A 24,201-nucleotide genomic window follows, 5' to 3' on the forward strand; every position below is an offset into this window, starting at 1 on the left:
GCGGCGAGTTAAGCAACGGTTTACTGTATGTCGGCTGGTGCCGTCTGGCAATACTGGGCATCCGGGACTTCAAAGCGAGCCTGAGCAATCTATTGGTCGGCTCACAATTGGTCTCCGTCAAAAACTGGAAAAGAAATGTCTCTGCCCAATTAGTACGTGTAGTTGTCTGAAGTCGCTTGTCGTCTTGGGTGGCGATGAAGCCATTTAGCAGAATAGTTGGCAGTGTGGGCTTCATCCAAGCCGGCTGCAGCCGCTTTTAAACTAACATTGCTCCCAGTATTTATTCGGCCAATCTAGTAATTTTAGTGCGATTATATTCTGTATGTCAAGTAGTTATGCGAAGCGAGTGCTTGTGGTTTTTTGCCCAATAAAAATTGTTTCTGGGGAGCAAATTCAGATTATCAAATAAAGATAAAAGGGTAGAATGTGCTAAAAATTAAGTATCTTCCGAACACATATTTCGCGTGCAAAAATACTGATGAGCTATTAGGCAAGTGGCAATATTGGCGCTGGAACTGGTCGTCCTTACCCATATTCTTCATGTAGCCGTTCACTAACCCTATAAGGGTTAGCTTTCCTTAGCTTAAGCTCATTAGTGATTTATTTGTAAATATCTTATTATCAATAAGTTAAAATATTTAAAAAATAATATTTATGTAAAGTCCGAGATTACTTTTATCTAGCGGAATAATTATAATAATTGCTAATATTCTATAACTATGAAGAGGAGGAATCAGATTGATTTTCTCAGGGGTATTATGTTGATACTGATAACAATAGACCATTTTCTATCAGAAAACGACATAATCAAGTACTTCACATACGAGTTTGTTGGTTGGGTTACTGCCGCTGAAGGCTTCGTATTCTTGTCAGGGCTAACTGCGGGTATAGTATACACTCGACAAATGCTCGAGAAGGGTGAAGAGTTTGTAAGTGCAGCAACTACGAAGAGAGCTTGGCTGATTTATAGAAATCACATTGCTATTTTATTTTTTGCATTTATTGCTGTTCTGTTTGGCTTTGGCTTAAATGAGTATTGGGTAAATCATTACAGTTTATTTTCTGAAAGCCCCTATTTGTCTATTTTTTTAGGTGCTACATTATTGTATCAGCCTATATATTTAGATATACTACCCATGTACGCTGCCTTTATCTTCTGTGTGCCGGTAGTAATTAAATACTTAAAAAAAGGCTTTATTTGGCAATTGTTTGCGTGTTCGATTATCCTTTATATGATTCCAATTTTCAAAGGGTCTCATGTATTAACTGACATAACGCAGATTAAAGTCATAAATACAGGTTTCTTTAATCTCCTGTCGTGGCAGTTTCTGTTTTTTCTGGGATTATTTTCAGGTTTTAGCTATTGCTGTGGTAAGGTTAATAAGTGGATGAACAACAAAAAACTATTGCTATTGTTAGTGTTCTTATGTTCAGCGCTTTTTTTGATAAAGAATCTGCAAGTTGATTTAAGTGGACTAGACTACTTATTTTCAAGAGATACATTAGGTCCAATCAGACTCCTTAACTCGTTATCTATTTTCTTTATAATAACGTTTATTTGTGCTAGAAAAAGTGAATGGTTTACTTTTAAGCCTATTTGTTACTTAGGAAGAAATTCATTAGAGGTTTTTTCATTTCACGTATTGTTTGTAATTATTTTTAAACCTCTAAATGATATAGTAAGCAATATTTACTCGATCAAGGTTACTGATTATTTTTTTGTTTATCCGCTTGCTTTAATAATGTTTATTTTATTTGTTATACCTGCTTTGTTTTTGGCTCCTACTCTTTTAAGGAGTCGTACATATACTCTTAGTAGAAATAATACTAAGCCATTGTATAATGCAGGATTATTGGCAAATGCGAGCGTTATAGTTGAGGATTCTAAATAGGTAGTCTAAAGGGCTAATATTTTCTTGGAATCTTTTTATTGCATTGAATTTTAATAAGCATAAAAAGCTATTGCTAAGCCGAAGTTTCGCCGGCGGTGCTAGCGATGTGGCGGGTGCTGCCCGGCACCATTACGCGCGGTGGTTGGGCCGACTCGGGGTGCAGAGCCAGTAAGCGGGCTACATATGGCGTTTCAGGGCCGATATGCAGCTCCCGAGCACGGTTTTTTATTTCGGCCTCTTCCCGACTTACGCCCCGATCGTGGAGTTGTTCGTACTCTTCCCACGACTCCACCATGAAGTATTCAACCATGCGGGTGGGGTCGGCCAAGTCGGCGTAGAGACCAACGCGGATGGCACCTTCGCGGCGGCGGATACGACTTAGCTCCTCCATGAGAGCAGCAAAAGCGGAGCGGTCAGCGGGCGCAACGCGGTAGGTGGTCGTGATGATAATTGGTCCGGCATCCGGGGCTGGTTCTTCCTCGGCCAATACGGGCGTCGGCCGCTGTCGGGCTGGAGTAAAATCGAGGCTTTCGGGCGCATTGATAAGCGAATACCGGAAGACCAGCAGCGTGCTCAGCCCCAGCCAGATGGCGGCACCCGATAAAGCAACAGGCAGACCCCACTGCGTAGCCACCGTTCCCCAGACTACGCTGCCTAAAGCCATACCGCCCTGAATAGTAAGCAGATATAAGCTAATGGTGCGGGCCTGAACCCAACGCGGCACCACCGTTTGTACACCCACGCTGAAGGAGTTGAGCACCAGCATCCAGGCCAGACCTACCAGCACCAGCAAGCCATAAAGCAGCCAGTAGCTATCGGCGAAAGCCAGCCCCAGCAAGCCCATAGCAAAGGCAATAGTGGAGAGTGTTACGCGGTGGTCGATGGTGAGGCCACGGTTGAGGCGAGGTAGCACAACGGCCCCAATAACGGCCCCCAGCCCCATGCACGAAAGCAGCGTAGAATAGAAAGAAGTGGGCAATTGGAGCCGTTGGGAAACTACGGCCGGCATCAGAGCCAGCAGGGCACTGGCCCCGAAGGTAAAGCTGACGCCCCGCACCAGAATCCGCTGCACCGGCGGCGCAAACCGGGCGTAACGGATGCCGCCCCGAATAGCAGCTACAACCCGCTCTGTGGCAAGGGTGGAGGTAGCTTGGGGCTCGCGTTTCCAGCGCCACACCATATAAATAGTGGCCAGAAAGGATAGCCCGTTAATTAGAAATGCCCCCCCGGCCGAGTAGTAGCCAATTACAATACCCCCGAGTGCCGGACCGAACGCTCGGGCGAGGTTGAAGCTTACGCTGTTTAGAGCAATAGCCTGGGGCAGCTCGGCGCGGGGCACCAACTCGGGCGTTACGGTTTGCCATACTGGATTATTGAGCGCGCCCCCCAGACCCAGCATAAACGTGAGCAGCAACAGCAGCCAGGGCGTGGTCAGGCCCATGAGGGTGAGCAGGGCCAGCAGCAGCCCTACCGAAGCCATCCAGGTTTGGGTAAAAAGCAGCATCCGCCGCCGATCCACCAAATCGGCCAGAGCACCGGCGGGCAAGCTGAGCAGGAATACCGGCAGGGCCGAAGCCGTCTGGAGCAAGGCCACCAGCACGGGCGAAGGCGTCAGCTCCGTCATCAGGCCCACGGCACCCACGTTCTGCATCCAAGTACCGATGTTGGACACAAACGACGCTATCCAGAGCATCCGAAAAAACGGAATGCGGAGGGGAGCCAAGGGAGAGGTAGGCGTGGGCTGGGTGAGCGTAGTGGAAGCAGGCATGGGGGCAAATCTGAAGCTAAGCCGGGCGCAGGCGAACCGATTAGCTTACGTACGGCCGCCGAAAACTGCCGGTCTCATTTCCGATCTAAAAAAGCCCCCTGCGGCCGAGGTGCAGCAAACACAAGAACGTCAGACTTATCCTGGAGGCGGGGGCTTCTTACTCCTCCTTGGCCTGTTAACTTAAGGTTTCGACACTAACTGTAAGGCCACTTATTATACACATTTTCATAGTCTTGGCTTAATCTCCCGGTAATCCCACGTTTCTAGTTTTGCGGCCAAATCGATCAGGCAAAACTATGAAACACAATTACTTGGATTCGCTACTAAAGCTGGGTGCAGTTTTCGCGCTACTTCTCTGGCACAGCGCCGCTGCCTTGGCTCAGGGCCAGAACATTACTGGCACCGTGACCGACGATCAGGGCGGCGCGCTGCCTGGTGCCACCGTCGTGGTGAAAGGCACTACCACCGGCACCTCTACCGACGTGGGGGGCAAATACGCGCTTACGGCCGCGCCCGACGCCACTTTGCAAGTTACGTATATTGGCTTTGTGGCCCAAGAAGTTCGTGTGGAAGGCAAGTTGGAGCTTAACGTGCGCTTGGCGCCCGACAGCCGGCAGCTGAACGAGGTAGTCGTGACGGCCCTCAACATCAAGCGCGAGCAGAAGTCTTTGGGCTATGCGACCCAAACCGTAAGCGGAGAAGCTTTGCTGGAAGCGCGGCCCAACAACTTTGCCCAGGCCTTGTCGGGCAAGGTTGCGGGGTTGAATCTGATTTCGCCGGGCTCGGGGCCGGTCAACTCCACGCGGATTTCGCTGCGGGGTGACAATTCCCTGAACCCCAACGGCAACAACGCGCTAATTGTGCTCGATGGCGTGCCCATGAACAGCGGCCTGACCAGCTCCGGCGTGGGCAGCGCCTACGGGGCCGGCTCCGGCAACGACGTGCCGGTGGACTTTGGCAACGGCATCGCCGACATCAATCCCGACGATATTGCCAGCATCACGGTGCTGAAGGGCGCCAGCGCCACGGCCCTCTACGGCAGCCGCGCCGCCAACGGCGCCCTCATCATCACCACCAAAACCGGCGCCCGCAAAACTAAGGGCATCGGCGTAACAGTGAATACCAACTACAGCGTGAACACCGTGCTCAAGTGGCCTGACTTCCAGCACGAGTACGGCCAGGGCACGGGGCGCTCCTTCAATGCAGCTGGTGAACCCTATTATTCCTACGGCGCCTCCCCCGACGGGGCAAGCACAGGCGGCACCAGCAGCGCCTTTGGGCCCCGTTTTGCGGGGCAGGAGTACTACCAGTATGACCCCGCGACCCAAGCCCAGTCGGCGGAGCGGCTGCCGTGGCGGCCCTACAAGGACAACGTGACGGGCTTTTTTCGCACCGGCTCCACACTCACCAACAGCGTTTCATTGGAGGGCGGCACCGAAACGACCTCGGCGCGGGCTTCCATCACCCACTCTAAAAATGAGTGGATTATGCCCAACACGGGCTTTGAGCGCCTGACGGCCGCGCTCAGCGTGAACCACGCAGTGTCCAAGAAACTCAAGCTGGGGGGCAAAGTGAACTTCACCAACCGCACGAGCGACAACCTGCCGGCCACTGGCTACAACAACCAGTCGATATCGTACTTCATGATTTTCCAGAACCCGAACGTGCCGCTCGACGCCTACCGCACCATCTGGAAGTATGGGCAGGAGGAGCTCGATCAGGTGCACCCATTCAGCTCCTTCATCGACAACCCCTATCTCATTGCCCAGGAGATGACCAACTCGGTGAACAACCGCACCACCGTGGGCAACCTGTCGGCCACCTACGAGTTCTCGCCCAAGTTTGATCTGCTGGTGCGCTCCGGCATTGCCATGACCCAGGAGGAGCGCGAGCAGCGCCGCCCTTACAGCACGGCCAACTTCCAGCGCGGCTACTATAAGCAGCAGGATATCAGTAACTATGAGGTGAACACCGATGCCCTGCTCACCTACCATCAAACCATGGGCGAGCACTTCGACGTGCGCGCTTCCGTGGGTGCCAACCGCATGGACCGCCGCTTCCGGGGCATTGATGGGGTCGTGCGCGACCTCGTGATTCCGGGCGTCTACAAGCTCACGAATGGCGTAAGCAGCCCGATTTTGTCGGCTACTACCACCGCTCGGCGCATCAACAGCGTGTACGCGCTCACTTCCTTCTCCTTTGATGATAAGATCTTCCTCGACCTGACCGGCCGCAACGACTGGTCGAGCACGCTACCTGCTCAGAACAATTCGTTTTTCTATCCGTCGGTCAGCACCAGCTTTATTCTGAACGAACTGGTGCCCATGCCCACGTCGATTTCTCTAGCCAAGCTGCGCCTATCCGCTGCCCAGGTCGGCAACGACACGGAGCCGTACCGCACCCGCAAGTACTACGGCCGCAGCGACTTTGCCGGGGCCGGCTCCCTGCCCGCCACGCTCTACAACACCAACTTTAAGCCCGAAATCACGACCAGCTTCGAGGCGGGCGCGGAATACATCATGTTTCAGGGCCGCATTGGGGCCGACGTGACCGTGTACCAGAATACCACCCGCAACCAGATTCTGGAAGTGCCCCTCGACCCGACCACGGGCTATAGCCGGGCCGTGCTCAACGCCGGTGAGGTGCGCAACCGCGGCGTGGAAGTGGTACTCAACACCCGCCCCATCGACAACAACGCCTTCAAGTGGCGCAACACCGTTACTTGGGCCCGCAACCGCAACCGCGTGCTGAGCTTAGCCGATGGCCTGGAGGATCAGCAGGTGATTGGGACGGGCGGCACGGCCACGCTGCTGGCCACAGTGGGCGGCACCACCAGCGATATTTACGGCTTCGGTTTCGAACGCAGCCCTGATGGGCAGATTGTCTACAACAAAGATGGCCTGCCTGTGCAGCCGGCCAACATCAAGTACATCGGGCGGGCCTTCGCCGACTGGAAGGGGGGCTTTTTGAACGAGTTTAGCTACAAAAACTTTCGGTTCAGTGTGCTGGTCGATGGGCAGTACGGGGGTATTATTTACTCCCAAACCCACCACAAAATGATGGAGCAAGGCAAGCTCAAGTCCACGTTGCCGGGCCGGGAAGAAAACGGCATTGTGGGCGACGGGGTAGTGCTTAACGTCGATGGTACCTACTCGCCCAATGAGAAAAAGGTCATTCCGGCGGCCTACTACGCCGAGTTTTACCGCCGCGCCAATATTGAGTCCAACTCCTTCGATGCGTCCTTTTTAAAGCTGCGCGAAGTGCGGCTTGAGTACAATTTGCCTCCTGCGCTGCTAGCTCGCACCAAGACCCTCACCGGCGCCACTATCGGCCTCTACGGCCGCGACCTAGCCATGCTCACCAACTTTCCTATGTTCGACCCCGAAACGGCGGCCCTCAATGGCGGCACTATCCTGCCCGGCGTAGAAATCGGACAGCTGCCCAGCACGCGCACCATGGGCGTGAACCTCACGCTCCAGTTTTAGCTGGAAAGTAATCACCATAAGTAAACGCATGATACAAGGCGGTCATGCAGAGCGCCGCGAAGCATCTCGCCAGCGGTAGTGAGGTTAATCCTCGAGCTAAACACGCAAGATGCTTCGCTCTGCATGACCGTTCTGAAAATCTCCTGCCATTATCCTTCTTGATTTTCCTTCTCCGATGAAAAAATATCTATTTCTATTACTCCTGACTGTGGGCAGCAGCTTGGCCTCGTGTACCAAGGACTTTGACGAGCTGAACCTCGATCCCAACCGCATCGAGCGTATTAGTCCCGGCACGCTGCTCAACCCCATTATCTACGAGTTGGCCGCCTTCAATACCGAGCGGGCCGATGCGTTTACCTTCGATATTATGCAGGTGGCGCTGCCATTTCCCAGCGTGTCGGGGGGCGTGCACCGCTACGTGGTGAGCGAAAGCGCTGGCAACTCCACCTGGACCACTTATTACCGTTTGCTGGCCAATATCCGGGAGATGCGTCTCGCCGCCCAGACCGCCCAGGACCCCAACTACGAGGCCATCGCCCTGACCCTGAACGCCTGGATCTACGCCAACCTCACCGACTGCTTCGGCGACGTGCCCATGACCGAGGCCAGCCAGGCCGAGGAAGGCGTGCTCTATCCCAAGTTCAACACCCAGCCCGAGATCTACGCCCAACTGCTTACCGATTTGGAAACGGCTAACGGGATGTTCGACAAAACCCGCACCATGCCCTACGGCAGCGATATTCTCTTCAACAATAACGTGGACGCCTGGCGGCGCTTCTGCAACTCGCTGCGGATGCGTTTGCTGCTGCGCATCTCTAAGCGGACAGAAACTAACGCTACCACCCAGCTGGCAGCCATGATCAACGACCCTGCCACGTACCCTGTGTTCACCCAGAACAGCGAGGCGGCGATTCTACGCATCACTGGCGTCACGCCCACCGTGTCGCCTTGGGGTCGGGCCGTCGACTTTACTACGTTTCGGGCTGCGGGGGGCTTTTTTATCGATAATCTGAATACCCTCGCTGACCCGCGTCTGCCCCGGTTTAATACCCAGGCCCGGTCCAGCGACGGGCGCACGACCATTGGGTACAAAGGCATTCCGAGCGCCTACGCCGGCAGCGACGCCCAGTTTCAATATCAGCCTTCCAACTTCAACGTCTCGCTGGTAACGGCCACAGTGGCAGCTCCTATGCCACTGGTGATAATGACCTACGCGGAGGTGGAGTTTATCAAAGCAGAGGCCGCATTGAAAGGCTACACCACCGCTGACGCCCGCCTGCACTACGAGCGCGGCGTGAAGGCAGCGGTGGAGCAGTGGGGGGCAATTTTACCAGCGAATTACTTTCAGAACGCGGCGGCGGCCTACAACAGCACGCTGGAGCGCATTATGCTGCAAAAGTATTATGCCCTGTTTTTCAACGACTATCAACAGTGGTTTGAGTACCGCCGCACCGGCCTGCCCATGCTGCCCCGCGGCCAGGATTTGCAGAACGGCGGCGTAATGCCTGTGCGCTTCAAGTACCCGCTGATCGTGCAGACCAACAACAGCGACAACTATCGCGCCGCCGTGCAGGCCATGGGCCCCGACGACGTGAATACCAAAGTGTGGTGGGAAAAGTAGCCCGCTGGTTTCCTGGAAAACCATTAGGGTAGCCAGAACAGCCTCAGGAGCCGAAGGTCAGTGAAGCTAAAGACAGACGCTAAGTGTCGCGTCTCTATACCCCAGAATCAAAAATATTACCTCATGTCACAACAACGCCGCACGTTTCTGAAAGCCGTGGGCCTAGCCGGGCTGGGCGCAACCCTGGATATAAGTTTGGGCTTGGCCCGCCCGAAAACTCCTGCCCGCCTCAGTAAGGAAGTATCCGTAGCCACGCTCAGCGGCAAGGTGCACGCGGGCGGACAGGGCCTAGCAGGTGTAGCCGTCACGGATGGTGCCACCGTCACGCTCACCGACTCCAAAGGGCAGTACGAGCTGGAAAGCAGCGGCGCTACCGAATTCGTCTACATTTCGGTGCCACGCGGCTATGAGTTTCCGCAGGAGCAGGGTGTGGCCCGCATCTACCGGCGCAAGGAACCCGTGCGCGGCCGCTTCAAGGCCGATTTCGAGCTGCGCAAACTCAGCCAGGATGATACTCAGCACAACTTCCTCGTGTGGGCCGATCCGCAGATGATTTCTAAAGCCGATGCCGCTGAGTTCAAGGCCACTGCCGTGCCCGACACTCAAAAGCTAATAGCCAGCTACCCAGCTGGCACACTTTTTCACGGCATCGGGTGCGGCGACTTGGTGTGGGACCATTTCGAGCTGTTTGAGGACTACCAGCAGGGCGTGGCTGCCACGGGTATTCCGTTTTTTCAGGTCATCGGCAATCACGACATGGACCTCACGGCCCGCACTGACGAGGGCTCCGCGAATACCTTCCGCCAGCTGTTCGGGCCCACGTATTATTCCTTTAACCGGGGCGAAATCCACTACGTGGTGCTCGATGACGTATTTTTCATCGGGGCCGCCAAAAAGTATATCGGTTACCTGACCGAGCAGCAGCTGGCTTGGCTAGAGCAGGACCTAAGCCACGTGAAGTCTGGCTCGACAGTGGTCGTGAGCCTGCATATTCCGCCTTATACTCGCCAGCACTTGCGCAACAAGGAAAAGGAGGAGTCGATGGGCGGCTCGGTGGCCAACCGCCGCGAGCTGTACCGCCTGCTCAAGCCCTTCAAAGCCCACATCATGTCGGGCCACACCCACTTCAACGAAACCCTCGTGACCGAAGAAAATGTGATAGAGCACGTGCATGGCACCATCTGCGGGGCCTGGTGGACGGGGCCTATCTGCACCGACGGCACACCTGGCGGCTACGGCGTGTACGAGGTGCGCGGCGGCGAGCTGAAGTGGTACTATAAAGCCATCGGGCAAGAGCGCACCCACCAGTTTCGTATGTACCCCAAGGGAAGCCTGCCGGAGCGCCCCGAGGCGGTAGTAGTAAACGTCTGGAACTGGGACTCGGCCTGGAAAGTGACTTGGTTTGAAGATGGCGTAAGCCGGGGAAGTATGGAGCAGTACACCGGCCTCGATCCGTTGTCGGTGCAGCTGCATGCGGGGCCTGCGCTGCCCGCTAAGCACAAGTGGGTAGACCCCACGCTTACCGAACACCTGTTTGTGGCCAACGTGTCGGGCCAGCCACGGGAGATTCGGGTGGAAGTCACCGACCGGTTTGGGCAAGTGTACTCGGATACGCTGTCGACCTAAAGCTGCTGAGCCTCTGCCTGCTGGTGCCTAGCCGCTGACGGGGGGCTTTTTTAAATCGCGTATGTTTACCTTGATGCTACGAATTATTCTTTCTCTGCTAATCGCCCTGCTGGCCACGCTCAGCGGGGCCGCGCAACGGCCGCCGCTGGATTGGCAGGGCCACCGGGGCTGCCGGGGTCTGATGCCCGAAAACACGATTCCGGCTATGCGCAAGGCCCTCGACTTGGGCGTGACCACGCTGGAAATGGACGTGGTAATTAGTCAGGATCGCCAGGTGCTGCTCTCGCACGATCCGTACCTGAACGCCGATTTTGTGCGCACGCCGGAGGGCCAGCCCATCACTAAAGCTCAGGAAAAAAACCTCCCACTGTACGCCATGCCCTACGCCGATATCCGGCGCTACGATGTGGGCAGCCAGGGCAACGCCAAGTTTCCGCGCCAGCAGAAGCTGCGCACCTACAAGCCCCTGCTGGCCGAAGTCATCGACTCGGCTGAGGCGTATGCGAAACGCAAAGGGCGGCCCGCGCCGCGCTACAACATCGAAACGAAAATGGCCCCCACCGGCGACGGCACCCTGCACCCGGCGCCCGCCGAGTTTGTGGCGCTGCTGCTGACCGTCATCAACGCCAAAGGCATTCAGGACCGGGTTACGATTCAGTCCTTCGACCCGCGGGCTCTGGAGGAAGTGCACCGGCTGCGCCCCGCGCTGCCAACAGCTTTGCTGGTAGATAACACCTCGGGCCTGGCGGCTAACTTGCAGCGCCTGAGCTTCCGGCCCACGCTGTATAGCCCCCATTACCGGCTGGTAACCAGCCACTTAGTGACGGCTTGCCAGCAGCAAGGAATAAAGATTGTTCCCTGGACCGTGAATTCGGCCGCCGACATTCAGCGGCTGCTCCAGCTTGGCGTGGACGGCATCATCACGGATTACCCCGATTTACGAACTGGCCAGTAAGGAGGGCATGCTTATGGACGGCACATTTGGCCAATCACCTTTTGCCGGACTCAGGCAGTGGCAGTCCAGCGGCTCGCTTCGTCGCTACGCTTGTTGGAAGGTTTAAGCACTTCAAAAACCGTATCCAGGCGGAGAAGATGCAGGACGCGGAATAGGGTAGGGCTCACGTTATAGAGCTGGACTTTGCCGCCACCTTGGTGCAATAGCAGCAATTGGGAAGCAAGGTGCGCCACACCGTGGGTTCGCAGGCATGCAAGGTGCTCACAGTTGACGTGCAAGCGGGGCTCGCGCATTGTGGCAACGCGTACGAGGGCGCGGCCAAACTGCGCCGGGTTGCTCGGGTCAATGGTCAGCTTGACTGCGCGAGGAATCCAAGTCATGTGCTGAGAAGAGTGCGCTTGCATGAGTGGCTGGAATAAGGGGAGAGAATAGGTAATTGCTAGGTTCAGAATGAGATACGGAAATAGGGCTGGGAACAAATCTAAACAGATCCGCTCCCCCTTATTACCGTAAAAGCACCTATTTTCAAACCCCGTATTTCTAACTGCGCACTAAGTAAGTGTGTACAGAGCGACGCTCAATCTGCTAACCAAATGCCGTTCCTCACTGCTTCAGCGTGATAGTGTATGGCATGGAATGCCCCAGGCTAAACCGCCAGATGTGACTGTTGGAACTCAGGCGGGCCAGAGTAAAATCGCCCTCCAAGCGGTGGCCATGCAGGCGCAACAGTAAGTGCCCCGCTTCGACGTGGTGGCGCAAGGCTTCAGTTGGGCTTTCTTCCGGCGCCTGGGCTATCGTACACTCACCTGTATCTACCTCTACTTCGGGTAGAGAGGCTGAATCGGATGCTTCACACAAATAGTAATAAGGAACCTCGATAAGTAAGCGCTGAGCCGGCCCCGGTAGCACCCAATGCATCAGCTGGCGCGTGGGTGAGCAGAGCGCCATGTGCTGAAAAACAGCACCTTCTGCTGCTTGTCGCAAAACAAACCGAAGTGGAAAGGACATAACCTGGGTAGCGTTCTATGCAAATGAGGCCGTGTGGAGGTAAAAGACTGAGCTAAAACCGGGTCGCCTGTGGCGACCCGGCAGAACATAGCATACTCATGCAGTGGAGCAGTGAGGCCTGCCTCACCGATGAGGAACGACAGAGAGCAGAGGTAGCCCAAACGACTACTTCAGTGGCGTTGCCCGGCAAAGTCAGAGGATTATACTCCCGGCCGCAGTTCTTCCCATTCCGAGCAGCCCACTCGCTTTCTTAAACGCCGTTATGGCCCACAAATTCACTCGTTTTGTACGGAAAATCCCTGTTGCAAACACTGAATTTGACTGACGTGTTTTTTGAGCCTGCTCGTAGTTAATACTGATTCTATAGTCGATAAAAAGCCCCCCAGATGATCATCTGGGGGGCTTTTTCGGCTTATTTCTATAGTGGCAGGCTAGTTTTTCTCTTCCTCCGGGGCCGTCACGGCAGTGCCACTATTTACGCCATTGAGCAAAAACTCGCGCAGGCGGTTGATATGGCCCTTCATCTCCTCAATACGCTCTTCCTGCTGCACCGAATACATGCCCGACCCCCGACTAGCCATGCCGGTGAGTAGGTTTTTACGCTCCTCCATCATGCGCAGGGCCACCCACAGGGTTTCCTCCAAGCTATGCTGGGTGCTTTTGAGCAGCGCATCGGCGGTGAAGGCGTGGCCCGTATGGCAGCGGTAGCGCAAAAGCTTGCCATGCTTCAGTTCAAACAAGGCTCCACCGCAGTTGGGGCAGGTCAGGGTGCTGGGAGTGCCCAAGCGCAGTACTTCATCGGTAGTTCCCACAACTCTTTCCGCAATAGCGGCCTCCAGTTTAATATCTTCTGGCACATTGCTAGTGCCCGAGGACGGTATCTGTACCAATCGTGTCAGCAAGTCGCCCATGCGTGATATGGGCAGCACATAATCGATGGGAACGTTGCTGAGCGCGCTTTCGGGCATGCTCGGAAACTCCGCTTCGTTGGGGTCTTGCACCACGGCTAGGCCGCCGGCGCGCTTAATCATCTCCAGGCCGGCCGTGCCGTCGTGGAGCATGCCCGTGAGCACCACCCCAATGACGGCCGTGCCATAGTGCGCCGCGGCCGAGCGAAACAGAGCGTCGGCGGCGGGGCGGTAGTGGTTTTCGCGGGGGCCTTTGGTAACGAGCAGGTGGCCGTCTTTTACCAGCAGGTGCCGGTCGGGTGGGGCCAGATACACGGTGCTGGGCTCAATGGGGTCACCATCGTTGGGCAGGCGACAATTCAGGCTCGTGTGGCGCGACAGACGCTCTACCAGGTGCCAGCCCGAGGAGTCGGGAGCAAAATGCTGCACAATAAGAACTGCTGCGGATAATGGATCGGGCAGTTGCTCAACAAGGCGGCACAGAGCAGGCATTCCGCCGGCCGAGGCGCCAATCACAATAAGATGAAAGGGACTTTTCACAAGAGAGAACGAAAATGCAGCACAGAGCACCAACTACTTACTTTCAGGTACGAGGCAGGAAATATTTGGTCGGTTGCCGAGCTTGAAAATGTTGACAGGAAATATCTCACACCGTGATTTGCGCTGCTCGTTGCACTTAGTAAACGAAGCAGGCAGCGGACAAAATTTGAAGTAAAGCCCTTTCAAGGCAAGAGAAAAAGGCCGGCTACCTGGCAAAATATGCCCAAACCCGACACTATTCATCGGCTGCGGAAAACCGTAACTTTACTTTATCATTTCCCTTTGGGCCTTGCCCAAACGAGGCCCAATACCCTCTTTATGAATTCTCCGCAAGACGACCATACCGACGAGCCCGGCATTATCATTAACCCCCACGACGTGGCTCAAATTCCGGCGAACGTAACGCAGGAGCAGCTGCGGCACGCGAATAATCAGGAAAACCCGGCCGATAAGTTCACGATTGTGGCCTTGGGCGGCTCGGCGGGCTCTCTGGAGGCTTTTGAGCGGTTTTTCCTGAATATGCCCCCCGACACTGGTATGGCCTTCGTGGTGGTGACCCACCTCTCGCCGGAGCAGGAAGGCACGCTGGCGCACGTGTTGCAGCAGTTCACGCGCATGCCCGTGTTTGAGGCCACCGATGGGATGAAAGTGCGGCCCAATCAGGTGTATGTGATTCCGCCCAACAAGGATATGAGCTTGCTGCACGGCACGCTGCTGCTTTTTGCGCCTACCCAGGCGCGGGGCAAGCGTATGCCCATCGACTTTTTTTTTCAGAGCCTGGCCAAAGATTCGCGCGAGCGGGCCGTGTGTATTATCTGCTCGGGCATGGGCTCCGACGGTACCATTGGGCTGAAAATGATCATGGAAAACTTCGGGATGGTGATGGTACAGTCGCCCGAAACGGCCGAGTACGACTCCATGCCGCGCTCGGCCATCGCCACCGAGTTTGTCGACTACGTGCTGCCCGCCGAGCAACTGCCGGCCAAGCTGCTCGAATACGTAAATAAGCCCCCCACAAGCCGACCCCAGCGCGAGTCGGCCGAGTCGGCGGCCAAGCCGGCCCACGCCCTCCAGAAAATTTTTCTTCTCATCCGGGCCCACACCGGCCACGACTTCTCCTTTTACAAGCGCAATACGGTGATGCGCCGCATTGAGCGGCGCATGAACTCCCACCAAATCAAAGACTTCACCCACTACGTGCGCTACCTGCAGGAAAACGTGTCGGAAGTGGAAGCGCTGTTTAAGGAACTGCTCATTGGCGTAACCAAGTTTTTCCGCGATGCGGAAGCGTTCGAGTCGTTCAAGAAGTGCTTGCTGCCGCTGCTGCGCACTAAGCCCGAGGGCAGCACGGTACGGGTCTGGACGCCGGGTTGCTCTACCGGCGAGGAAGCCTATTCGGTGGCGATTACGCTGCTCGAGTGCCTCGATATGATAGTGCCCGACCGCTACCTGAAAGTGCAGGTTTTTGCCACCGACATCAACTCGGATGGCATCGAGTATGCTCGCGCGGGCTTGTACCCCGACAACATCACGGCCGACGTAAGCCCGGAGCGGCTGCAGCGCTACTTCACCAAGGTGGAAGGCGGCTACCAAATTCGGAAGGACGTGCGCGACCTAGTGGTTTTTGCCCCCCACAACATCAACAAGGATGCACCCTTCACTAAGCTCGACGTGCTGGTGTGCCGCAACCTGCTGATTTACTTGTCGTCGGAGCTGCAGCGCAACCTATTGCCGGTGTTCCACTATTCTCTCAACCCCGGCGGAATACTGTTTTTGGGCCCCAGCGAAAACCTGACTGGCTTTCAGGACTTATTTGCCCCCCTGGATATCAAATGGAAGATTTCGCGGCGTCTGGAAGGTGCGGCCACGCTGCCGCGGCTCATCAATTTCCCGTCGGGCTTGTCGCTGCCCTCCACGCATAGCACGCCGGTTACTAATTCTATCGCAAGCCAAGCCCGCAAGGATGGGCCTTTCGCTATTCTGGTGCAGAAAGCGCTGCTGCGCTATTTTGCCCCCCCGGCCGTCGTTATTAATCCGAAGGGTGAAATTATGTACGTGAACGGGCGCACGGGCCGCTACCTGGAGCCAGCGCCTGGCCTGAGCAACCTGAATATCTTTGAGATGGTGCGCGGGGAACTGCGCTATGAGCTAAGCGGTGCCATTCATCAGGTAAACACCAACCACAAGGACGTAGTGGTGGAAGATGTGAAGCTGGCCACCGAAAGCGGCTTTCAGCTGTTGCGCCTCAGTGTAAAGTATCTAGCCGAGCCCGAGCACTTGCAGGGCCTGATGCTGGTGTCGTTTGAGGAGCAGCCTACGCCCCGCAAAGTGCGCACCGGCAAGGCCAACGTGCAGGGCAGTGAGGTGGGCCGCGACGCGGTAGTGGCGGCGCTAGAAAAGGAGCTACAATACACGAAGCAGCGCCTGCAAACGACCATTGAAGAGATGGAAAGCAGTCTGGAAGAGCTGAAAAGCACCAACGAGGAACTGCAAAGCGCCAACGAGGAGCTGCAAAGCACCAACGAGGAGGCCATGACCAACAAGGAGGAAATGCAGAGCATGAACGAGGAGCTGATGACCCTGAATATGCAGTACGTGAGCCGGACGGAGGAACTGAGCCAAGCGGCCAACGACATGAAAAACCTGCTCGATGCCACCGAAATTGCCACTATATTCCTCAATAACGACTTGGTCATTAAGCGGTTTACACCACCGGTAGGCCGCATATTTAAGCTGGTGCCCGCGGATGTGGGGCGCCCCATCACCGACTTTGCCAACACGCTGCGCTACGACCACTTGGCCCGCGATGTGCAACAGGTAATCGACCGGCTGGTGAGCGTGGAGGCCACCATTCAGGCCACGACCGGCGAGTGGTATGCCATGCGCATTCTGCCTTATCGCACCCTCGACAACTACATCAATGGAGCTGTCATTACCTTCAATGATGTGACCAAGCTCAAGCAACTGGAAGAAAAGCTGCAAGCCAGCACCAGCTTTGCTGAGAGCATTATCGAAACGGTGCGGGAGCCCATGCTCGTGCTCAACAACGAACTGCGCATACTTACCATTAGCCAGGCCTTCGCCGAGCGATATAATCTGAACATTGCCGACGCCAAAAACCAACTCCTGGCCGAGCTGAACGGCGGTGCCTGGAACGTACCCGCGTTGCGCACTCTGCTGCTGAATTTGGTGAGCGAAACGAACGAGAAGTTTGACGAAGTGCCCTTGGAAATAAAGCTACCCCAACTGGGCACGCGGCAGGTACTGGTGTATGGTCGTCGCCTCCTCAATCATGGCTCTCAGATGGATTGTTTGCTGCTGGGTGTGAGCGAGGATACCGGCAAAGCGCCAGCACAGTAACCAACACTAGCTAAAAAGGCCAATATTATTCCCTACTTTGGTTCGTCAGCTACAAAAAAGCCCCCCGCCGTTCTACCATCTTTGCTACTTTGCGTACGATAATAACAGTTTAGCTATAAGGCCGGTACCAATAGGCTGGGGGGCTTTTTTAGCCCTGCAAATGGCCTGCGGGCCGGCTTAGCTCTATTTAACTCCGTTTGCGCTATGGACCACGAGCAACTGCCTTCCGTGCACCAGGCTTTGCAGCAGCTACGGGACCGCGCCGAAAAGCGCCAGCACTTGGTAACGCAAAGCGTAGGTGATTCTGTGCCGCCCGATACGCGGCGCCTCGTGCAGGAACTGCAAGTGCACCAGATAGAGCTGGAAATGCAGTACGAGGAACTGCTATTGACGCAAGCTGAGGCCGAAGCCGCTAACAGGCAATACGTTGATCTCTACGACTTCGCGCCCGTTGGCTACTTCACACTCACCGCAGAAGGCCTGATTCATCTGCTCAATCTGCGAGCGGCGCAGCTCTTGGGTAACGTGCGTCAGCGCCTGCAAGACCGGCGCTTCGCCCTGTTTGTGACGGTTGAATGCCGGTCCAAGTTTCTGGAGTTTCTGACCAAGTCCATGGGCTCCGACTCGCGTGAGACTTGCGAGCTGGAGATGTTGCGTGAGGATAGCTCCCGCTTCTTCGCCCGGCTGGAAGGCTTGGCTGTGCTGTCTTCTGCCGGAACCAAGTGCTGCCGCCTCGCGGTCATCGATACCACCGAGTCGAGGGAGGCTATTCGGGCACTCGCGGCCAGTGAGACCCGTTTTCGGTTGTTGTTTGAGCAAAGCCGGGATGCCACCATGCTCATCCAGGACAACCATATTGTCGACTGTAACGAGGCGGCTTTGCGGGTGTTAAACACTCAGAATAAGCGTGAATTGCTAGGGCAGCACGCTTCTATTTTCGCCCCCGCTACGCAGCCGAATGGGGTGTCATCTGTCATAGCCGCCAACGCCAATACCGCAGAGGCCCTACGCAAGGGCTGGAATCGGTTTGAGTGGTTGTTAAACAGACCCGACGGGCAGGAGATGTGGGTGGAGGTATCCCTAACTTCTTTCTCCATGGATGGGCAGGCCTTCTTACACTCTGTATTGCGCGATATTACTGCGCAGCGGAATGCACGGGAGCAGCTCCGCCGGGAAAAAGAGTTCTCCGAAAGCCTGCTGGATAATAGTGTTGATGGCATTATGGCCTTCGATGCTCAGCACCGCATTACGGCCTGGAACAAAGTAATGGAGCAAAACACCCGCAAGACGGAAGCTGAAGTGCTCGGCAAGGATATCTTTGATTTGTTCCCGCACAACCGCCAAGGCCCCGAAGGAGAATCGGTGTGCAAGGTGCTGGCGGGTGAGCGTGTCACGCACTATAACCTGAGGCTTTATGGGCGCCCCGGCCACTTTGAGTCTTACTTTGTGCCCTTGCTGAACACGGAAGGCAAAGTAGAAGGAGGCTTGGTTCTGATTCGCGACGTAACTGAGCGTGTTCGGCTGGCCGAAGAGGCTACCCAACTGAAACTGCGTCAGCAACAGGAGGTGCATTCTGCCATCCTCACCACCCAGGAAGAAGAGCGCAAGCGCATCGCCGAAGCCTTGCACAACGGCGTTGGCCAGCTGCTCTACGCCACCAAGCTAAATCTGGAAAACCGCGCGGGGGGCAATTCCTCCCGCGAATCGGCGCTGGCCTTGCTGGAAGAAGCCATCAAAGCCACCCGCACCATCTCGTTTGAGTTGACGCCCGGTATTCTCCAGGATTTTGGCTTAAAATCGGCGCTGGAGGAACTAGTAAAGCGCATTCCGCACGCGGGTTTGCACGTGCACCTGTATATGAAAGGCGACTTCGACAAGTTACCTCAGCAGCTCGAAGTATCGGTGTATCGTATTGTGCAGGAGTTACTTAATAACATCATTAAGCATGCAAAAGCCCGCGAAGCCTTTGTGCATGTAGTACAGGAAGATGGTCACATCGTCATCTCCGTGGAAGACGACGGCCAGGGCTTCGAACCTGCTCAGGCAAAGGCCAAACACTCCGGTATCGGCCTCACCAGCATCCGCAACCGCGTCGATCTGCTGGCGGGTACTCTCTCCATCGACTCCCGCCCTGGCCGCGGTACTATTGTGAGTATTGAGTTGCGGATAAAGTAAGTATAGTTGGTAGGCAAGCAGCGCCGACGTCATGCTTTTAGCATGGTGTCGGCGCTGCTGTTATTGATGACTTCGGGAAGACAGCCAAGCATTCAAGCTCTTACGGAATCAGATGCCTAGCATTCAAGAGTAACAAGGTCAAGGAAATTTTTCCCATAAGACACTGGTATCAGACTATTTACTTGATTGAACAAACACTCTTTAGTATGAATAATACAAGTAATATTATGTATATAATTATTATCAGTTAAATTTTTTATAAATTGAACCATACAAAAATGTCTAAAGTCCCACCTATAAAACCCTTGCAATTATGAAAAATCGACCTTTACAGCAGAAGATAACTTGGCTATTCTCAGCTATAGCTCTGATGCTGACCTTCCAAAGTTGTTCGGATAAAGAAAACATTGCATCTCCTCGCACTACCAGCCAAGCGAGCACTCAGGATATTGTTGTTCCTCCAGCTTGTCAGTCAGTTTGCTTGGTAGCAGGCCAGCATAACCAAGTGGGAACGGTAGATGTAGCGCTGGACGGTGGCGACGTGCTGGTGACGTATAATCTGACGGCACCCGGTCTTACTCTCAAAGAGATACATCTGGACGTGTTTACCAGTCTGCAGGAACTGAGAGATGAGAAAAAACTAAGCAATGGGGGCGCTATACCTGGTAAGTTTACTTATAAGCAAACATTTAAGACCGGCGTAACATCGTATACTGTAAGAATTCCTGCCGCGCAGGTTCCAGACATTAACTGCTTTTTCATAGCATCACATGCTGCTCTTTCCAATGGCGAAACAGCTTGGGGTGGCGTATGCGACAACACAAGCAAAGGGGTGTCATTAGCTAATGCCAACCAGTTCCCAGGTAATAACTGGTCAGTGTATTTCGAGTTCTGCAAGAGCAGATGCAGCCAGGAAATAGACTTTACCTATGCCTGGGAAGATATTAACAACACCAGCCCCGACCAGAACGACCGTGATTACAATGATTTGGTAGTACAATCAGATGTAATTAAAACTCCAACGCAGCTGACAATCAACTTTTTGACAACCGCTAGAGGCGCTGCCTATGATCATAAGTTCAGCTTTAGAATTCCTAAGACAGGAATAACCAGCATCTCTGGAGCCGCTAGTTACACGAGTGATGCAACTTATTACTACATCACCGTTTTCGAGAGCACTAAGACTGCTCTGCCTGGAACAGGGTCAGATGGATTTGCTAATACAGTGGCAGGGCAACCATGCGTACCTTTCGCTACAGCGCAGGTAACGCTCAACATCAACGGCGAATTCTCCTATAACCCCAGTAAGCCTTACGAACCCTATATCACAGTTTATCCATCTGGCTCCGTAAATGTTGGCTCTTCCTATGACTTGTACATTTGGGAGGTATCGAACCGGGATACCTATACTGTTGGAGGGAAGGTGTATCCAAATGGCATCCTGATATCTGATGACTGGAGATGGCCGCTGGAAAGAGTTTCGGTTAATAACCCCTACTCTAGCTTCACTAGCATAACCGACGGATTTACCTACGGCTGGTTCAACTCACCAGACCCAGGTTATGAGTCTGAAACGTTCAATAAAGCAGCTTGCTTATAAAGTGTGCTAAGTAATAGGCGTAAACCCGCCTAAGAATTAAAAAAGCCCCCCAGACTCAGTCTGGGGGGCTTTTTTATGAGCGATGTTCTACAATCGGATGCCAATGCCCGGGCCCAGTAGGAAGAAGAGCTTACCGCCGTTGAGCAGATAACCGCCGCCCAGATACAGCGGGAAGGTTAGCTTGGCGTCGCTGCGCGTGGGGTAGACGGAGCCCAGAATAACGATGCCCAGGTTGCGGGCGCTGTTGGCGTCGGGGTTCAAGTTGAAGGCGTTCAAAGCCACGAAGCCAGCACCGACTTTATACGGGCGCAGCTTGTTGATTTTGTTAGGGTTGTAAAAGCTGAACTGCGCCAGCGTAGCCAGACTGATACCGTTGAACGTACCAACGCCCTGCACGTCGCTGTTCACCTGCTTAGTAAGCAAACCAGCCGGGAAGCTGACGTCGATATCGAACTTCACGCGGCGCTGGAGCACCAGATCGAGCTTCTGCTGGAAGCCGGGCTCCGAATACTTATCCGTGGCGTGCTTCACCGTAATCTGGATGCGGGCCCAATCGTCGAGATCATAGGTTTTGCGGGTGCTGAGGTGGGTGTTGAGGCTCAGGTTGCCCACCTGGCACTGCTTATCCTGATAAAAAGCCCCCCGGATGGAGTTTTCGCCGGGACAAACCACGATGTTGTCGAGAGTGCGCATTTCGATCAACTCGCCTTTGCTGTTCAGGGTTCGAATCTCGAAACTTAGGTATTGCTTGCCGTACAACTGAGCGTCGGTATCTATGGCATCGGCGTTGAAGCTGAACACTACGTCCCGAATAGACTTGTCATAGAGCACGGGCCCGTTGAGGCGAGTGATAGGCCGGGGCGCTTCACCGAAGGTCACGCTCACAAAATCGAGCGGGTGGGGGCGCTGAAACTCCCGCACGTTCAGCACGTGGCCTGTCGGTTGGCCCGCGTTGAAAATGGTCAGCCGCTTCTTATCAATATTGAGCGGCACCTGCACCCGATACACGACTGCCGTCTCGGAGCGCACCGACGAATCGGAGGGCACCACCAGCACATCCTCAAAGTGGAAGCGGGCCTTTTGCAACGATTCGCCCTCTAAGCGCACGTCCACGGTTTCGCCGGGATTCACGGTTTGATTGCCTGTCCAGTCGCCGCCGCGGTGCCGCACCTGCACGCCCGTAATGCTGGTTTTGGGCGACACGTTAAAGTTGGTGAGGTACTTGGGCTGGTCGTTTTCCTTGATATAGAGGTAGCTATCGGTTTGGCGGTGCGTGTTGTATACGCGCAGCCAGCACAGCACCCGATCGTTGGAAAGGTAGCTGCGGGTCACCAACTCGGCAATCAGCGGTCCGCCCTGTTCTTCTTGGTCCTCAATACGATAAGTGCGCTTCAGGTCGAAGCTGCGGCCATTATCCAGAATAATTTCCACGCCCTGACGGCGCGACGCCTCATTGAGGGTAATTTCCTTTTTATCGACGCTCAGAAACCGCAAACGGCTGGACTTCACCGTGAACTCCTGGCGGAGCGGGGCCAGGCTGTAGCTAAGGCGGCGGTTGTTCTCGATGAGAAACGGCCGCTCCGTTTGGGGGCGTACCGTGAGCGTGCGGTTGCCCGGCACATTGGGCAGCACATGCAGGCGCAGCGTGCCATTCTGCTGACTGAGCCGGTAGTCAATGTCTTGGCCACGAGTCCAGTCGGTGCTCACGCGCACGTTTTTGGGGTTGTTGCTGGTCAGGTCAAATACTTTTTCCTCACCTACATATAGCTCCGTATCATTGGGTCGGAAGGCCAGCGTGGTGCGCGTGACGGGCAACACATTCACCGACTGCGTCTGCAAAGTGCCTCCCGTGCTCTCAGGATCTTGGGTGAAAGTGAGCCGGAGGAAGCGTGTGGCGGTCAGGTCGCGGAAACGGATTTTGGCCCGATAAAAGGCGTTATCTACAGCCGTGAGCGAGTCGAGTAGCTGGAAGTCGGCGGAGCGCTGGAGGCGAAGTGGGCGCTGGGGGGCAAATTGGGTGGGGTAGACCAGCAGCTCGGCCGTTTCGTCGTCCTGGCGATAATAGAAATACAGGTGCGGCTCATTCTCTACCGTTACTACCTGACGGCTAAGGTGGTAGCGAGCCGTATCGACGTGCAACACCACCTCGCGCAGCAACGGCGCCTGCGCGAAAGCGGCGGAGCCGGTTCCCAAGAAAAGCAACAGTAAAAACGCGGTGCCGACAATGCGGCCGAAGTCTGGAAGAATGCGCACGGAGCGGTTCAGGTCAGAGAGTGAGCAGCCAGAAGCCAGAAGCGCGAACCACCCAAGCAGTCCACAACGGGACAAAGGTAGAGGGGTAGAAGCGTCTGGCGAAAGCAAAAAACGGTTTTTTGCCTTTTCCCGTCTGCATCCAATAGGATGAATCAGTTCTGAAAAAGCCCCTACAATGACTGTGCTATTTTACCCTCGAAGCGTTGTTTTAGGCTTTTTGTCGGCGCTTATCCCACCACACATAGCCAGCAAAGAGCACCAGACTCACGCCCGATACCCACAGTAGCCCGCTTTTGAGGCGACCATTCTCTTCACCCAAGTACGCCAGCAGCGCGATGAGCGGTAAAATGCCCCCCGCCGTGGCAATCAGAAACTTGAGGTAGCCCATGCGTGCCAAGCCAGCCACGAAACTGACCGCGTCGTTGGAGATGATAGGGGAGATGCGGGCAATAACCACGGCCCATACACCATAGCGCTGTACCTGATCTACTACTTTCTTTTCATTCTTCTCGCCTAATAAGCGCCCCACAAACCCTTCTCCCAGCAGGTAGCCCAGCCCATACCCCACCGACGAGGCTACCACTATCCCTACAAAGGCCCACAACGAACCCCACCACGGCCCATACGCCAGAATAGCTACCAGAATCAGCAGCACCACATTAATTACGACCAAAAACATCTGGATAATAAAGGCCAATACCAGCCAAATTGGTCCCCAGGGCCCAAATTGCTGCACCCACTCAGCAATGCGTGGTCGATCTCCGCTGGTGAGAATATCAAAGGCTTCACGCACGGCGCTTTGAAAAGCCGGCCACAAAAAATAACAACCCACTAATAAAACGATTACCCCCGCCGATATATATAAGGGCACATGATTGGGTGCGGGTTGAGTGGAAGCGTTGTCTTTCAAGGCTTTAGAGCATTTTAGGAGGTGATGAAAATGGCCCGCTGAAGATTTGTCGCAGGACGCTTAGCACGGTGAAAAATAGATTTTCGGGTGGGTTCAGCAT

At 54.8% G+C, this 24,201-nt stretch carries 14 protein-coding genes; 8 read left to right on the plus strand and 6 right to left on the minus strand.

Annotation, left to right across the window (positions count from 1 at the left end; all coding sequences use genetic code 11):
- Positions 1-719 precede the first annotated feature (719 nt).
- The gene (gene opgC, locus H8B13_RS01780) at positions 720-1,892 is read left to right on the plus strand and encodes an OpgC domain-containing protein (protein ID WP_261990186.1); all 1,173 of its coding nucleotides are present in this window, start codon (positions 720-722) and stop codon (positions 1,890-1,892) included.
- A 73-nt stretch (positions 1,893-1,965) separates the two neighbouring features.
- Here opgC and H8B13_RS01785 read toward each other — a convergent pair whose 3' ends face one another.
- Entirely contained in the window at positions 1,966-3,660 is a 1,695-nt protein-coding gene (locus H8B13_RS01785; RefSeq protein WP_187309111.1) for an MFS transporter, read from the minus strand.
- A 296-nt stretch (positions 3,661-3,956) separates the two neighbouring features.
- On the opposite strand from H8B13_RS01785, the gene H8B13_RS01790 reads away from it, so the two are divergent.
- The 4 genes from H8B13_RS01790 to H8B13_RS01805 all read left to right on the plus strand — a co-directional run bounded on the left by H8B13_RS01790 (position 3,957) and on the right by H8B13_RS01805 (position 11,347).
- On the plus strand, positions 3,957-7,145 hold the full coding sequence (locus H8B13_RS01790; protein WP_187309112.1) for a SusC/RagA family TonB-linked outer membrane protein: 3,189 nt from the start codon (positions 3,957-3,959) through the stop codon (positions 7,143-7,145).
- Between the two features lie 175 nt (positions 7,146-7,320).
- Positions 7,321-8,766: a SusD/RagB family nutrient-binding outer membrane lipoprotein gene (locus H8B13_RS01795; protein WP_187309113.1), complete on the plus strand. Its 1,446-nt coding sequence runs from the start codon at positions 7,321-7,323 to the stop codon at positions 8,764-8,766.
- 123 nt (positions 8,767-8,889) lie between these two features.
- Positions 8,890-10,392: a calcineurin-like phosphoesterase C-terminal domain-containing protein gene (locus tag H8B13_RS01800; protein WP_187309114.1), complete on the plus strand. Its 1,503-nt coding sequence runs from the start codon at positions 8,890-8,892 to the stop codon at positions 10,390-10,392.
- A 73-nt stretch (positions 10,393-10,465) separates the two neighbouring features.
- Entirely contained in the window at positions 10,466-11,347 is an 882-nt protein-coding gene (locus H8B13_RS01805; protein WP_187309115.1) for a glycerophosphodiester phosphodiesterase, read from the plus strand.
- Between the two features lie 50 nt (positions 11,348-11,397).
- Here H8B13_RS01805 and H8B13_RS01810 read toward each other — a convergent pair whose 3' ends face one another.
- From H8B13_RS01810 to H8B13_RS01820, 3 genes are all read right to left on the minus strand, one after another.
- Entirely contained in the window at positions 11,398-11,727 is a 330-nt protein-coding gene (locus H8B13_RS01810; RefSeq protein WP_187309116.1) for a hypothetical protein, read from the minus strand.
- A 223-nt stretch (positions 11,728-11,950) separates the two neighbouring features.
- Positions 11,951-12,355, minus strand: coding sequence for a hypothetical protein (locus H8B13_RS01815; RefSeq protein ID WP_187309117.1), 405 nt, complete (start codon positions 12,353-12,355; stop codon positions 11,951-11,953).
- Positions 12,356-12,786: 431 nt separating this feature from the next.
- Complete coding sequence (locus H8B13_RS01820) at positions 12,787-13,803, minus strand: chemotaxis protein CheB (protein ID WP_187309118.1); 1,017 nt, start codon at positions 13,801-13,803, stop codon at positions 12,787-12,789.
- Between the two features lie 318 nt (positions 13,804-14,121).
- Here H8B13_RS01820 and H8B13_RS01825 point away from each other — a divergent pair, with 318 nt between their 5' ends.
- The 3 genes from H8B13_RS01825 (at position 14,122) to H8B13_RS01835 (ending at position 20,938) form a co-directional block, all read left to right on the plus strand.
- A complete protein-coding gene (locus H8B13_RS01825) occupies positions 14,122-17,163 on the plus strand; it encodes a CheR family methyltransferase (protein ID WP_187309119.1) in 3,042 nt (1,013 codons plus the stop codon).
- Positions 17,164-17,367: 204 nt separating this feature from the next.
- Positions 17,368-19,338: a PAS domain S-box protein gene (locus H8B13_RS01830; protein WP_187309120.1), complete on the plus strand. Its 1,971-nt coding sequence runs from the start codon at positions 17,368-17,370 to the stop codon at positions 19,336-19,338.
- 313 nt (positions 19,339-19,651) lie between these two features.
- A complete protein-coding gene (locus tag H8B13_RS01835; protein WP_187309121.1) occupies positions 19,652-20,938 on the plus strand; it encodes an LruC domain-containing protein in 1,287 nt (428 codons plus the stop codon).
- An 87-nt stretch (positions 20,939-21,025) separates the two neighbouring features.
- On the opposite strand, the gene H8B13_RS01840 is transcribed toward H8B13_RS01835, so the two are convergent.
- Both H8B13_RS01840 and H8B13_RS01845 read right to left on the minus strand, forming a co-directional pair.
- Positions 21,026-23,191: a hypothetical protein gene (locus H8B13_RS01840; RefSeq protein WP_187309122.1), complete on the minus strand. Its 2,166-nt coding sequence runs from the start codon at positions 23,189-23,191 to the stop codon at positions 21,026-21,028.
- Between the two features lie 208 nt (positions 23,192-23,399).
- On the minus strand, positions 23,400-23,984 hold the full coding sequence (locus tag H8B13_RS01845; protein ID WP_315985095.1) for a TVP38/TMEM64 family protein: 585 nt from the start codon (positions 23,982-23,984) through the stop codon (positions 23,400-23,402).
- Positions 23,985-24,201 lie beyond the last annotated feature (217 nt).

Source organism: Hymenobacter sp. BT188, from assembly GCF_014333585.1.
In the GTDB taxonomy this organism is placed as follows: Bacteria; Bacteroidota; Bacteroidia; order Cytophagales; family Hymenobacteraceae; genus Hymenobacter.

Coding starts and splice junctions, on each gene's coding strand:
- opgC (WP_261990186.1), top strand. CDS start 720: ATGAAGAGGAGGAATCAGATTGATTTTCTCAGGGGTATTATGTTGATA.
- H8B13_RS01785 (WP_187309111.1), bottom strand. CDS start 3,660: ATGCCTGCTTCCACTACGCTCACCCAGCCCACGCCTACCTCTCCCTTG.
- H8B13_RS01790 (WP_187309112.1), top strand. CDS start 3,957: ATGAAACACAATTACTTGGATTCGCTACTAAAGCTGGGTGCAGTTTTC.
- H8B13_RS01795 (WP_187309113.1), top strand. CDS start 7,321: ATGAAAAAATATCTATTTCTATTACTCCTGACTGTGGGCAGCAGCTTG.
- H8B13_RS01800 (WP_187309114.1), top strand. CDS start 8,890: ATGTCACAACAACGCCGCACGTTTCTGAAAGCCGTGGGCCTAGCCGGG.
- H8B13_RS01805 (WP_187309115.1), top strand. CDS start 10,466: ATGCTACGAATTATTCTTTCTCTGCTAATCGCCCTGCTGGCCACGCTC.
- H8B13_RS01810 (WP_187309116.1), bottom strand. CDS start 11,727: ATGACTTGGATTCCTCGCGCAGTCAAGCTGACCATTGACCCGAGCAAC.
- H8B13_RS01815 (WP_187309117.1), bottom strand. CDS start 12,355: ATGTCCTTTCCACTTCGGTTTGTTTTGCGACAAGCAGCAGAAGGTGCT.
- H8B13_RS01825 (WP_187309119.1), top strand. CDS start 14,122: ATGAATTCTCCGCAAGACGACCATACCGACGAGCCCGGCATTATCATT.
- H8B13_RS01830 (WP_187309120.1), top strand. CDS start 17,368: ATGGACCACGAGCAACTGCCTTCCGTGCACCAGGCTTTGCAGCAGCTA.
- H8B13_RS01835 (WP_187309121.1), top strand. CDS start 19,652: ATGAAAAATCGACCTTTACAGCAGAAGATAACTTGGCTATTCTCAGCT.